Genomic DNA, 12227 nt, shown 5'->3' on the forward strand with positions numbered 1-12227 from the left:
ACTACAGAAACCGAAGCGGCCGGTCACGCGCCGGCCGCATCTGCCATGAGCAGCTTCGAGCGCTATCTGACCCTGTGGGTGCTGCTGTGCATCGTTGCCGGCATCGCGCTGGGCCAGTTCGCGCCGGGCGCGTTCCAGGCCATTGGCCAGCTGGAAGTCGCCCAGGTCAACCTGCCGGTGGGCTTGCTGATCTGGGTGATGATCGTGCCGATGCTGCTGAAGGTGGACTTCGGCGCACTCGGCCAGGTCAGGCGACACTGGCGCGGCATCGGCGTCACGCTGTTTGTGAACTGGGCGGTCAAGCCGTTTTCGATGGCGCTGCTGGCGTGGATCTTCATCCGCCATGTCTTCGCACAGTGGCTGCCGGCCGGGCAGCTGGACAGCTACATCGCCGGGCTGATCCTGCTGGCCGCCGCGCCCTGCACGGCGATGGTGTTCGTGTGGAGCCGGCTGACCGGCGGCGATCCGGTGTTCACGCTGTCGCAGGTGGCGCTGAACGACACCATCATGGTGTTCGCCTTCGCGCCCGTCGTCGGCCTCCTGCTGGGCCTGTCGTCGATCATCGTGCCATGGGCCACGCTACTGGTGTCGGTCGCGCTCTACATCGTCATTCCTGTCATCCTCGCGCAGCTCTGGCGCCGGGCGCTGCTGCGCCGGGGTCAGGTTGCGTTCGACCGGGCGCTGGAACGTATTGGCCCGCTGTCGATCGCCGCGCTGCTACTGACGCTGGTGCTACTGTTCGCCTTTCAGGGAGAGGCCATTATCCGGCAACCGCTGGTGATCGCCATGCTGGCGGTGCCGATCCTGATCCAGGTGTTCTTCAATTCCGGGCTGGCGTACTGGCTCAACCGCAAGGTAGGCGAGAAGCACAGCATCGCCGGCCCCTCGGCACTGATCGGCGCGAGCAACTTCTTCGAGCTGGCCGTGGCCGCCGCCATCAGTCTGTTCGGCTTCCACTCGGGCGCGGCGCTGGCCACCGTGGTTGGCGTGCTGATCGAGGTGCCGGTGATGCTGCTGGTGGTGCGCGTGGTCAACCGCTCGCGCGGCTGGTACGAGCGCCAAGCGTAATCATGGACAACACCATCCCGCGCTCTCGCGGCTGGCTGATTCCCTCGCTCGGACTGACGCAGATCGTCGCGTGGGGGTCGATGTTCTACGCCTACGGCGTCCTGATGCAGCCCATGCAGGACGAACTCGGCCTGTCCAAGCCCGCCATCGTCGGGGCTTATTCGGTGGCCTTGCTGATCTCGGGACTGCTTTCGACCGCGGCCGGCAGCATCATCGACCGCATCGGTGGACGTCTGCTGATGGGAAGCGGCGCCTTGCTGGCCGCCGTCATGCTCGCGTGCCTCTCGCGGGTACACAACGCGACGGAGCTTTACCTCGTGTGGGCCGGTATCGGCGTGGCCATGAGCGCGACCTTGTACCAGCCGGCCTTCGCGGTCATCACGCAGGTCCATGGCAGCAACTATCGCCGGGCGATCACGCACCTGACGTTGTTCGGCGGTTTCGCCAGCACGGTATTCTGGCCGCTGACGCAAACGCTGTTGCAACACGTCGGCTGGCGCGAGGTCTGGTTGATCTATGCGGCCGCGAACCTGCTGATCTGCCTGCCCATCCATGCCAGCCTGCCAAAGGGACGCGGCCCGGCACACGGCACACCCCCAGCGCGGACGGAAACCCGATCCCGCAATCTCACCGCGGTCATGCGCGAACCGGTGTTCTATCTCGTCACGGCGGCTGTGACGCTGAATGCACTGGTGTTCGCGGCGATGTCGCTGCACATGATCCCAGTCTTGCAGGCACATGGCATCTCTGCCGCAAATGCGGCCTGGGTCGGTGCGCTGATCGGGCCAATGCAGGTACTCGGCCGTGTGGTGCAAGCCACGGTCGGCAAGCGGGCCAGCACGCGCCAGGTCGGCATGGCGGCCATCAGTCTGCTGCCGCTGTCATTGCTCCTGCTCTTTGCTTCCGAGCAGTGGCTGCCGGTGTATGTCGTGTTTGCCGCGCTCTACGGCATCGGCAATGGCGTCATGACGATCGTACGAGGCGCCTTGCCCGCCGAGCTGTACGGTCGGGCCGCTTATGGCGCCATCAGCGGCGCGATGGCGACACCCGTGCAGATCGCAGTGGCCGCCGGCCCCTTCGTGGCCTCGCTGCTGTATTCCGCCGGCAACGGCTATCCCGGCACGCTGCTGGCCCTGACCGGCATCAGCGCGGCGGGCGCGATCCTGTTCGGCTATGTGATCAGGCATCTGCGCCAGCAATCCATGCTTCTCTCGAACGAAGGCACCTCGACATGAGCCACATCACGATCTACCACAATCCCGATTGCGGCACGTCACGCAACGTCCTCAGCCTGATTCGCAACAGCGGCGAGGAACCGGCTGTCATCGAATATCTGAAGACACCGCCCGACCGCGACATGCTGAAGGCGCTGATCGCCGCGATGGGCATCCCGGTACGCGCGGTGCTGCGCGAGAAAGGCACGCCGTATGCGGAACTCGGCCTGGGAGATCAGAAGTGGAGCGACGAGCAATTGATCGACTTCATGCTCCAACATCCGATCCTCATCAACCGACCTATCGTGGTCACGCCGCTGGGCACGCGCCTGTGCCGCCCGTCGGAAACAGTGCTCGACATCCTGCCGCAACCGCAGCGCGGCGCGTTCAACAAGGAAGACGGCGAGCCGGTAGTGGATGTGGAGGGCCGTCGTGTCTGAATCCCGTCTCGACCTGCCGAACATCGACGCCGCATTGCTCCAGCCGCCGGACATGGAACGGCTACTGGCACCCGAACGTTCCACCCATGCGCCACGCTTCCTGCTGCTCTACGGCTCGCTGCGCGAACGCTCGTTTAGCCGACTGGCCGCCGAAGAGGCAGCCCGCGTGCTGCGGGCGTTGGGCGGCGAGACGCGGCTGTTCAACCCGTCGGGCCTGCCGCTGGTGGATGACGCGACCGAGGATCATCCCAAGGTCAGGGAACTGCGCGAACTCGCGCAGTGGGCCGAGGGTATGGTGTGGAGTTCGCCGGAGCGCCATGGCGCGATGTCCGGCCTGATGAAAACGCAGATCGACTGGATTCCGCTGTCAGTCGGCGCGGTGCGTCCGACTCAGGGCAAGACGCTGGCAGTGATGCAGGTGTCGGGCGGCTCGCAATCTTTCAATGCTGTCAATCAGATGCGCGTGCTGGGCCGCTGGATGCGGATGCTGACCGTCCCCAACCAGTCCTCGGTCGCCAAGGCGTATCAAGAATTCGATGAAGCGGGACGCATGAAACCGTCGGCCTACTACGACCGCATTGTGGACGTGATGGAGGAACTGATGAAGTTCACGCTGCTCACGCGCGATGCGTCGCCGTATCTGGTGGACAGGTATAGCGAGCGCAAGGAAAGCGCCGAGGCGTTGACCAAGCGCATGCAGCAGGCGGTAATCTGATAACCCCTGATTCCATTCGCCTATCGCCGCACGACGGCCTTGGCCACTGGAGGCCCCATTGCATCGCGACAGCATCGTAGGGCGGTGCGACTGCGAAAAGAGCAGTCCTTGGACTTCAATGGAAGTCGTTGGATGAACTTTGTTGCCGAGGGCGAAAAACAAGGCTATAATTGAGTTCTTCACTGATCACCACAGTGAAGAAAGTGATTGGGAAACAGAGACTTAGCGCTCTAGTGCATGACTCGTTTCCCGCTCCAAATATAGATTTACAGGGTTCTTTGGAAGTCTGTAAATCATTGAAAAAAGACGCTTCGGCGTCTTTTTTCGTTTCAGTCAGATCCATCAGGATCCATGGGCATTCGGGCCTTTCCAGGCTTTGTACGAAATCCCAAATAACCCAATCACCGCCCCGAACGCTGAAACTTTGCAGAATTCCCCGGCATCGACGGAAAGGCATTCTGTGATGGCTAAGCGTTACGAATACTCGGACGAGGTGTGGGGTGTGGTCTCCGAGCTCTTCATCAAGCCCTAGCAGCTACCGGCCTAGCCTTAGGATACCCGCCCCAACAGGAGCTAAACTCGTTGTTCTGGCTTTCACGGTCCCAGGGAAAGCTGACCTTTACTCGGCCCCACTCATCGCAATAGATCTCTTCTCCCTTCGGGCCGACCACGGTAGCTATGTGCGGACCGTCAACGCGTAGTTTTGGCAGTGGGGCAGGGCGCCATTCGGTCCGGCCGGGGACCAGCACGGCCGTCTGTTAGTAGCGCGTGCTTACATCTGCGCCGGCGGCTTCTTCCTGCAGGCTGGTGAGTTGTTTGCCTTTGTGTGCAACCGGGTTCACCCGCCAATACGTTGAGGTCGTCACTTGGTAGCCTGTCGCCGCTTTGCTATGAAACCTAGAGTTGACCGTCGCTATCTTCGTAGAACCCTTCGTCGTCATACTCGGTCTCGCTATCGCCGCTTGGCCAAGAATACGACGCAACTGACGACATTGTTTGCGCTGTCGAATCTGTCGATGGCGCGTCGGCAGTTATTGAGCGCTGTAGGGTGAGGTGCGCCTGTGGTACCCGCGAACCAGGGCAAAGCCTTGGCTTTGAGGCAATTGACGTCAGAGAAATCGGCGCTAAAGCTACTACGTTGGGTCTGGGTCAATACCTCAGCAATCAGGTTGTCTCTGTTGTCATAGCGGTAACTCTTCTCCAGCAACGGCAGCACTTCAACCGAAGCATCGCGATAGTGAATGGCCTTGCTGCTCAGTCGCCCGCTCTGGTCATAGCGGGTACGTGTGATCAGGCTTCCCTGGGTGCGCAATACTTCGTCGTGCGCCGCATCGCGCTCGAAGTCACTGATGACCCGGCCGTTCAGGTTGATCTGATGAAGGTGCCCACTGCCGTAGTGCAGGTAGTTCAGTTGACGCTGGTCAGGCAGTGTCAACGTCTGCAGATTGCCCAGTTCGTCATAGCGGTATTGCAGCAGCCCGGCACTGTTGGTTTCGCTGAGCAACTGCCCGTTCGCGTCATAGGTGTAATCAAGCTGCTGTTGCTCACCCTGGTTGTCCGTGAACGTGATGGACAACAGGTTGTCGGCGGTGTCGTAGCTGTAGTCGGTGATGCCATCCTCGGTGCGTTTGCTCAGCAGACGGCCAACGGCATCACGTTGGAAATCATGGCGAATCGAAGTGGCCCGTGTCGGCGGGGCGTTGCCGGAGAGGGGTGGCTGTTCGTATGAAGAGGGGACATGGGTTAGGCTGGTGACACCGTCGAGTGTGTCGTACTCGTATATCCGGCCACTTCCATCCAGATCTTGTTGTGCCACCAGGCGGTCAAGTTTGTCCCAGCCAAACGTGTAGGACTCTTCATTCTCGTTGGTGAGTTGCAGCAGGCGACCATAGGCGTCGTAGCGAAACTTCACGCTGTACCCCATGGCATCGGTGCGTTTTACCAGGCGGCCGCTGCGGTCATAGCGAAACTGCAAGATCTTTTGCGCGGGATCGATGTAGCGCGTCAGCTGGCCGGCGGTATCAACTTCGTAGCGGTCGATACGACCATCGGGTCGTTCGCTTTCTATGAGATAGCCGCGAGCGTCATAGCGGAAGTGGGTCTGCTCTCCGCGGGCATTGATGCTTTCGCTCAGGCGGCCATGCAAGTCGTAGTGGTACAGCGTCTGGTTGTTGCTGCAGTCGCGATAGCTGAGCAACTGGCCACGGGTGTTCCAACCCAGGTGCTTGGTCTTTTCGAGGGCATCGGTTACGCGGGTAACACGTCCTTCCGGGTTGTATTGATACTGTGTGCTCCGGCCCAGTGGGTCCTGCTCCCACAGCAAATTGCCATGAGCATCGTAGCCGTAGCGCCGGGTACGTCCTGCTCCGTCTGTGACCTGAACGGGCAAAGCCCAGTGGCGCAGATACAGGCTTAACGCGCAGAAAGCCTTCAACCCTATAACCCAAGAGCCTTTCAAAGGTTTCCAGTTGCCACGAGGGTTGTTGCAGAAGTCGCCCAAGCTGGGGCCGACCACGCAGGCCGGCTTGTGAGGGTTGGCTTGGGAGTACGGTGCGAACCGGTCACCCATTGCGCTGGCGCCCCCAAAGTTGCGCCGACAGCAGTTGAAGGCGCTCGGCCAGCTTGGCGACATGGGCTGCTGTGGTTCGACTCTGGTTGCTGGCGAGCACGCTTTTCTGGGTGGTTTGACTGATATCGGCCAGGTTGCACTGGATGCTGTCACCCACCGCGCTCTGCTCCTCTACGGCGGCAGCGATCTGCACGCTCATGCCGCTTATTTCATCTACGCGCTGGGTGATCCCGTCCAGCGCCCGGGCAGCCAGCAGTGCCTGTTCGACACTGACACCGGCCTTGCTGTGACTGCGCTGCATCGCAAGCACGGCATCCCCCGTGGAACGCCGCAGGGTGTCGATGGTGCCCTGGATGTGAGCAGTGGATTGCTGAGTCCGCGAAGCCAACCCGCGCACCTCGTCGGCGACCACCGCAAAACCCCGGCCCGCCTCTCCAGCGCGGGCAGCCTCGATGGCGGCGTTGAGGGCAAGCAGGTTGGTCTGTTCGGCGATGCTTTGAATGACCTCGAGTACGCGGTCAATTTCATTGCCATGCTGTTCCAGTTGATGAATCACCATGCTGGTCTGTTGCACTTCGCTGGCGAGGCTATCAATGTGCTGGCGGGTCTGCTCGACCAGTTGGTGGCCGCGGTCGGATTCCTGGTTGGCCAGGTTCGCGGCGCTGGCGGTGAGCTGAGCGTTGCGCGCCACTTCCTGCACACTGCTGGCCATCTGGGTTATTGCGCTGGCAACCTGGGCAGTTTCCCCCTGCTGGCGGAGGGTCGCGCAATTGTTGTTGTCCACTGCAGACAGAAGCTCTTCGGCTTCCTTGCTCAACTGGCGGGACGAATCGGCAATGCGTCCGACTATTGCCCGGGTCTCGGCTTCGAGCATTTGCAGGGTGAAATCGATCTGGCCAAACTGGTCGCGGCGGCCGCTGTAGAGAATCTGGCTCAGCGGATTGTCGGCGATATTCCTGGCTTTTCGGGCAAGGGCGTCGAGGGGGCGCAGGCTGAAGCGCAACACGCCGCCAAGCAGCAAGCTCGATAGCGTCATGGAGAAAGCGGCATGGCTCCAGGACAACGCACCCAGCAAGCCCAAGGCAGCAAAGCACAGCAGGTTCACGCCAGTGCTGGCAAGTGCCAGACGCATGCCGACGGACAGCCGTGACATACGCAGGCAGTTGGTCTTTTTACCACTACGCAACTGTGCATAGAGATGTTCAGCAGCCTCCACCAGCGCTTTGGCCGGTAGCGTGCGAACCGATTGGTATTCTACTGTTTCGCCATTGCGCTGCATCGGCGTGACGTAGGCGCTGACCCAGTAGTGGTCACCGTTCTTGCAGCGATTTTTTACCAGCCCCATCCACGAGCGCCCATCCTTGAGTGTCTGCCACATATGCGCAAAAGCTTCTGGCGGCATGTCCGGGTGGCGCACGATGTTGTGATTGACGCCGAGCAATTCGGATTCACTGAATCCGCTGATGTTGATGAAGTCGGGATTGACGTAAGTGATGGCGCCCTTTGGGTTGGTTGTTGAAAGAATGTTCGCGTTTGCGCTGAATTCGACGGCACGACCACTGACCGGAAGATTGGTTTTCATTGTTTTTCTCCTGAACTGACAGGTACGCGCCGCGTAACTGCGCTTCCTTCGAAACGGTCTTCTGTGCTGAGCAGGTGTTGTATCTGAGCGGCGGGTTGTGGCCGGCTGAACCAGTAGCCTTGGGCGTAGTGGCAGCCTTCACCGACCACGAATTCGAGTTGCGCCGAACTCTCGATGCCTTCGGCCACTACTTCCAGGCCGAGGCTACGGCCGAGAACGATGATCGCCTGGCTGATCGCGCTCTGTTTGTTCTCGTAAGGAACGCCGGTGATGAAGCTCTTGTCGAGCTTGAGGATGTGCAGCGGAAAGCGCGTGAGGTAGCCGAGCGAGGAGTAACCCGTGCCAAAATCGTCCAGCGCCAGCAGAACACCAAGGCTGGTCAGCTCATGCAGACAGGCCAGCGTGTCCATGTCGTCATGCATCAGTTGGCTTTCGGTGATCTCCAGGATCAGGCTGGCGGGAGGCAGGCCGCTTTCTTGCAGGATATCGATCAGCCGGAGGGTGAAGTCGGCTTGTTGCAATTGCGTGCTGGAAATGTTCACCGAGCAGCGCAGGCGCTCATGCCCGGCCAGTTGCCAGGCCCGGGCCTGCTGACAGGCCTGGCGCAGTACCCATTCGCCGACGCGGATGATCTCTCCCGATTCCTCCAGCGCAGGGATGAACTCCAGTGGCGAGATCAGACGTTCGCCATGGCGCCACCGCAACAGCGCTTCGACCCCGTTCACCAGAGGTGTCCCTTGGTCCAGGTGATAGATCGGTTGGTAGTACAGTTCGAATTCATTCTGTTGCAGTGCCTGGCCTAGCGCGGATTCCAGTTCCAGATGCTGCTGCGCGGTATCTTGCAATGTTTCGTCGTAGTGGGCGTACCGCGCCTTGCCGGCAGACTTGGCTCGGTAGAGGGCAAGGTCGGCAGCCTGCAGCACATCCAGGGCTTTGCCATTGTCGTGCAACGGAGCGATGCCGATGCTGGCGCTGACCACCAGGGTTCGACCGTCCATGTGCAGCGGTTGGTGCAGGTTGTCGAGGATGCGTTGGGATATCTGCTCGGCGTCGCGGTCGCAGGTGAGGTCGTGAAGCAAAACGATGAATTCGTCTCCGCCGAAGCGGAACAGTTGGTCAGTGGGGCGCAGCGACTCTTTCAAGCGCCTTGCCACTTCCACCAGCACGCGATCACCGACGTTGTGGCCGAGGCTATCGTTGATCAACTTGAAGCGGTCCAGATCGATGAACAGCAGCGCTTCGTAGTCACCGCCCTTGCGCTGCTTCCTGAAGGTCTTCTGCATTTGCTCGTCAAGCCGGATGCGGTTGGCCAGGCCGGTCAACGGGTCATGCTGGGCGGTATGCTGGAGGCGCTGCTCGGCATCCTTGCGTGCACTGATATCAGACTGCGAGCCAGCCATGCGTAGCTCGCCAGGGTTGGTCATTTCGGCGACCCCCCGCACGAGGACCCAGATGTAGTCGCCGTTGTGCTTGCGGATACGGTACTCGTGGTGAACGGATGATGTCTGCCCTTGAAGATGGGCATCGATGGCATGGCGAAAATCCGGCAGGTCGTCCGGGTGCACGCGACCGAACCAACTGGAACTGCTCTCGCCGATGCTGTCGCGGCTGAGACCGAGCATGCTGGCCCAACGCTCTGAAACGTAAAGCCGGTCCTGATCGACATGCCAGTCCCACAGCCCGTCGTTGGCACCGCGCAGCGCGCGGGCGAAGCGAGCCTCACTATCTTCCAGCGCCTTGTGCTGAGCCGCACTGTAGGTATCGATGGCCAGCGTCATGTCGAAGAACACCGCCTTCAACAGGCTTGAATAGAGCGTGGCATCCGGGCTGTCGCCGAACACGCTTTCAAGCATGTCGTCGAGGTAAAGCCGATAGCTGCCGAGATACCACTTCAGCTCCAGCCCGATCTGCTGATGGATTACACCGATGCGCAGGCGGCCGTTGACGTAGGTTTCATCGTAGGGGCCGCTCCACAAGCGCTGGTAATACTCAGCCTGGCTCTGCTTCAAACGGGCGGTGACTTCCGGCGTGCGAAGCAACGCGGACGGCGTGGAAAATTCCGCCAGGTGACGGTACAGATGGTCGACGAAAGCTTGCTGGGACGGGGCCATGTACTGAGCTGCTACGCCTAGTCGTCTGGCATCTTCGGCGCTCCAGTCGAGAAAGCGAAAGCGTTCGACAATCTCCGCATGGTCGAGACGGATACGCTTGAGTAATTCCTCGAGGTCTTTTGTCACCTTCATTCACATCCCCCGGTGTTGGAGAAGATTCCTTTTTGCTGAACAAAAAAAAGCGCCGTGGCAACAAGTTCTGCTCAAGAACTTGTTGCCACGGCGCTTCGTCTTTCAGGCCTATTATCCTGCTCGGCAAAGCCGGTTCCCGCAGGGCGGAACCTGGTGATGGCACATTCACATCACTGGGGATCTTCCGACAATTTATCCAGCAATGCAACCAGGCGTCGCCGCAGCAGCCCCAGTTCGCGGGATTTGAAGGCGTGTCGGGTCTGTTCGAGAACCTCGGTGGCATCCAGCAAGGCAGCCTGTATCTGCCCAGCCGAGCCCAACTGGGTTTCACCGAGCCAGCGGCAAAGCGGGGCGACGCTGCAATTGCCAGGCGTACTCAGCACCTCGCAATCGGGTGCTACAGGCGCCAACAACTGGCGCAATTGATCGGCCAGTTCAAGATTGTTGCAGATAATTCTGGTTGCCGGGTTGGACTCGCTCATCAAACTGCATTCCCATATGTTTGGTGTGCTGTTTACAACACCGCCTATGGCGTTTGATTGATTCAGGTCAATGCTGAAACCTTTCCACTTACCCTGTGAGCGTGATGTTGCTGTGTGCTGTCATGCACGGCAGGCCTGGTATTCCGGTGTTTGGCGGACTAGTCAACATGGGAACACCACGTTCGTGCGCGATGCCGCGTTGCGGATATGCTCCTGCATTGCACGCTGTGCTCCGGCCTGGTTGCCACGGGCAAGCTGGCGCAGGATCTTGCGGTGTTCCTGCCAGGTCTCCATGGCGCGTTCAGGGCGAATGAAAGGCAGCTTCTGGCTCTCCAGGAAAATGTCCTGGCTGGTGGTGATCACCTGCAGCATGGCGTGGTTGCCACTCGCTTCCAGCAGGCGGCGGTGAAAGGCGAAGTCCAGGCGCGCTGCGGCCTCGAAATTGCCGGCGCGCAGCTCCTGGCGCATCGACTCGACATTGGCTTCGAGCGCATCGATGTCCGCTGCCGTCAGGTACAGCGCCGCCAAGCCGGCGGCGAACCCTTCGAGTGCATAGCGCAGTTGGAAGGTATCGACGGCGGATACCTGTTCGGCATAGGGCCAGGAGAAGCCGGTGGCGGATGGCGGCGCCTGGACGAATACCCCCTTGCCCGGTTGTACGCTCACCAGCCCCAAGGCGCTCAAGGAGGACAGCGCCTCGCGCAGGGAGGCGCGGCTTACACCCAACTGCTCTGCCAGGTCACGTTGGGAGGGCAGGGCATCACCGGGCTGGTAGTCGCCTTCCTGGATCAGTTTGCGGATAGCCTGCAAGGCGATTTCCGGAACTGCGCGGGGGAGTGTGTCGAGCATCTGTTCAGACCAGCTGGCAAGGGGTCTGCGCTTTTTAAAGGCTTTACCGGTTGCCTGGCAAGTATCGCCCCATGCTGACGCAGCGGGGCAGGTGGCTGCACGAAAGGGGGGCGATGGCAGAGGGTAGGCGCTAGCTGTTCAGACCAGTAAGACCGCGCGATGCCAAGGGGCGAAAGCGTATTCCGGGGTTGCCGGGCAACACTGGCACGGCCTGTGCTTTTCGGGCTAGGCAACTTCTTCGCATGCACCCGAGGCATTTTCCATGAAAAACATCCGTTCCTTGCTTCTGGCCGCCCTGGTTTGTGGCGGCGTCATGAGCGTTTCCCACGCCCAGGCCGATGCGCTGGCCGACATCACTGCCCGGGGCGTGCTCAAGGTAGCCGTACCCCAGGACTTCCCTCCCTTCGGCTCGGTGGGGCCGGACCTCAAACCTCGCGGCCTGGACATCGACACCGCGCAGCTACTGGCTGACAGGCTCGGCGTCAAGCTGGCGCTGACCCCGGTCAACAGCACCAACCGCATTCCGTTCCTCACTACCGGCAAGGTCGACCTGGTGATTTCCAGCCTGGGCAAGAACCCGGAGCGGGAAGCGGTGATCGATTTTTCCCGCCCCTACGCACCGTTCTACCTGGCAGTGTTCGGGCCGGCCGAGACGTCGATCGACAATATCGGTGCCGTTGCCGGCAAGACCATCAGTGTCACGCGTGGCTCGATCGAGGACATGGAGTTATCCGCGGTCGCCCCTCAGGGTGCGGTCATCAAGCGCTTCGAGGACAACAACTCGACCATCGCCGCCTACCTGTCGGGCCAGGTCGAGCTGATCGCCAGCGGCAGCGTGGTAATGGCTGTCATTGCCGAGAAGAACCCGAACAAGGTGCCGGTCATGAAGGTCAAGCTCAAGGACTCGCCAGTGTACGTGGGGCTGGCCAAGCAGGAGCCGGCCTTGCTCGAGAAGGTCAACGCCACTCTGAATGCGGCCAAGGCCGACGGCAGCCTCGACCGCAATGCCGAAAAGTGGCTGAAGCAGCCATTGCCGGCCGACCTTTGAACGGCCCTGGAGTCGCC

At 60.8% G+C, this 12227-nt stretch carries 9 protein-coding genes and 3 pseudogenes; 6 read left to right on the forward strand and 6 right to left on the reverse strand.

The window, feature by feature from the left end:
* Positions 1-45: 45 nt before the first annotated feature.
* The 4 genes from arsB to arsH are packed head-to-tail and all read left to right on the forward strand — an operon-like array spanning position 46 to position 3437.
* Positions 46-1068, forward strand: a complete 1023-nt coding sequence (gene arsB, locus IMX18_RS07065; protein ID WP_009876565.1) for an ACR3 family arsenite efflux transporter — start codon at positions 46-48, stop codon at positions 1066-1068.
* Positions 1069-1070: 2 nt separating this feature from the next.
* Positions 1071-2303, forward strand: a complete 1233-nt coding sequence (locus IMX18_RS07070) for an MFS transporter (RefSeq protein ID WP_009876564.1) — start codon at positions 1071-1073, stop codon at positions 2301-2303.
* Positions 2300-2722 carry an arsenate reductase (glutaredoxin) gene (arsC, locus tag IMX18_RS07075; protein ID WP_009876563.1) on the forward strand — a complete coding sequence of 141 codons (423 nt, stop codon included), beginning with the start codon at positions 2300-2302 and terminating at the stop codon, positions 2720-2722. Before IMX18_RS07070 ends, arsC begins: the two co-directional genes overlap by 4 nt.
* A complete protein-coding gene (gene arsH / locus IMX18_RS07080; protein WP_009876562.1) occupies positions 2700-3437 on the forward strand; it encodes an arsenical resistance protein ArsH in 738 nt (245 codons plus the stop codon). The genes arsC and arsH overlap by 23 nt, the downstream gene beginning before the upstream one ends.
* Before the next feature lie 563 nt (positions 3438-4000).
* Here the strand turns inward: arsH and IMX18_RS28210 are convergent.
* Positions 4001-4307, reverse strand: a pseudogene (locus tag IMX18_RS28210) (type VI secretion system Vgr family protein); the annotation flags it as partial.
* 77 nt (positions 4308-4384) lie between these two features.
* On the opposite strand from IMX18_RS28210, the pseudogene IMX18_RS28390 reads away from it, so the two are divergent.
* Positions 4385-4489: pseudogene (locus tag IMX18_RS28390) on the forward strand (IS5/IS1182 family transposase); the annotation flags it as partial.
* 905 nt (positions 4490-5394) lie between these two features.
* On the opposite strand, the pseudogene IMX18_RS28615 reads toward IMX18_RS28390, so the two are convergent.
* From IMX18_RS28615 to IMX18_RS07105, 5 genes and pseudogenes are all read right to left on the reverse strand, one after another.
* Positions 5395-5895: pseudogene (locus IMX18_RS28615) on the reverse strand (type IV secretion protein Rhs); the annotation flags it as partial.
* A gap of 103 nt (positions 5896-5998) precedes the next feature.
* Entirely contained in the window at positions 5999-7588 is a 1590-nt protein-coding gene (locus tag IMX18_RS07090; protein WP_085720513.1) for a methyl-accepting chemotaxis protein, read from the reverse strand.
* On the reverse strand, positions 7585-9831 hold the full coding sequence (locus IMX18_RS07095) for a putative bifunctional diguanylate cyclase/phosphodiesterase (RefSeq protein WP_217190179.1): 2247 nt from the start codon (positions 9829-9831) through the stop codon (positions 7585-7587). The genes IMX18_RS07090 and IMX18_RS07095 overlap by 4 nt, the downstream gene beginning before the upstream one ends.
* A gap of 170 nt (positions 9832-10001) precedes the next feature.
* The gene (locus tag IMX18_RS07100) at positions 10002-10313 is read right to left on the reverse strand and encodes a hypothetical protein (RefSeq protein ID WP_015271022.1); all 312 of its coding nucleotides are present in this window, start codon (positions 10311-10313) and stop codon (positions 10002-10004) included.
* Between the two features lie 162 nt (positions 10314-10475).
* The gene (locus IMX18_RS07105; protein WP_013973356.1) at positions 10476-11162 is read right to left on the reverse strand and encodes a FadR/GntR family transcriptional regulator; all 687 of its coding nucleotides are present in this window, start codon (positions 11160-11162) and stop codon (positions 10476-10478) included.
* Between the two features lie 262 nt (positions 11163-11424).
* Here IMX18_RS07105 and IMX18_RS07110 point away from each other — a divergent pair, with 262 nt between their 5' ends.
* The gene (locus tag IMX18_RS07110) at positions 11425-12210 is read left to right on the forward strand and encodes a transporter substrate-binding domain-containing protein (RefSeq protein WP_013973355.1); all 786 of its coding nucleotides are present in this window, start codon (positions 11425-11427) and stop codon (positions 12208-12210) included.
* Positions 12211-12227 lie beyond the last annotated feature (17 nt).

Origin of the sequence: Pseudomonas shirazica (genome assembly GCF_015168335.1) — a bacterium.
GTDB lineage: Bacteria > Pseudomonadota > Gammaproteobacteria > Pseudomonadales > Pseudomonadaceae > Aquipseudomonas > Aquipseudomonas asiatica.

Excerpts from the sequence above, each read along its gene's own strand:
- arsB (WP_009876565.1), top strand. The coding sequence starts at position 46 with ATGAGCAGCTTCGAGCGCTATCTGACCCTGTGGGTGCTGCTGTGCATC.
- IMX18_RS07070 (WP_009876564.1), top strand. The coding sequence starts at position 1,071 with ATGGACAACACCATCCCGCGCTCTCGCGGCTGGCTGATTCCCTCGCTC.
- IMX18_RS07095 (WP_217190179.1), bottom strand. The coding sequence starts at position 9,831 with ATGAAGGTGACAAAAGACCTCGAGGAATTACTCAAGCGTATCCGTCTC.
- arsC (WP_009876563.1), top strand. The coding sequence starts at position 2,300 with ATGAGCCACATCACGATCTACCACAATCCCGATTGCGGCACGTCACGC.
- IMX18_RS07100 (WP_015271022.1), bottom strand. The coding sequence starts at position 10,313 with ATGAGCGAGTCCAACCCGGCAACCAGAATTATCTGCAACAATCTTGAA.
- arsH (WP_009876562.1), top strand. The coding sequence starts at position 2,700 with ATGTGGAGGGCCGTCGTGTCTGAATCCCGTCTCGACCTGCCGAACATC.
- IMX18_RS07090 (WP_085720513.1), bottom strand. The coding sequence starts at position 7,588 with ATGAAAACCAATCTTCCGGTCAGTGGTCGTGCCGTCGAATTCAGCGCA.
- IMX18_RS07110 (WP_013973355.1), top strand. The coding sequence starts at position 11,425 with ATGAAAAACATCCGTTCCTTGCTTCTGGCCGCCCTGGTTTGTGGCGGC.
- IMX18_RS07105 (WP_013973356.1), bottom strand. The coding sequence starts at position 11,162 with ATGCTCGACACACTCCCCCGCGCAGTTCCGGAAATCGCCTTGCAGGCT.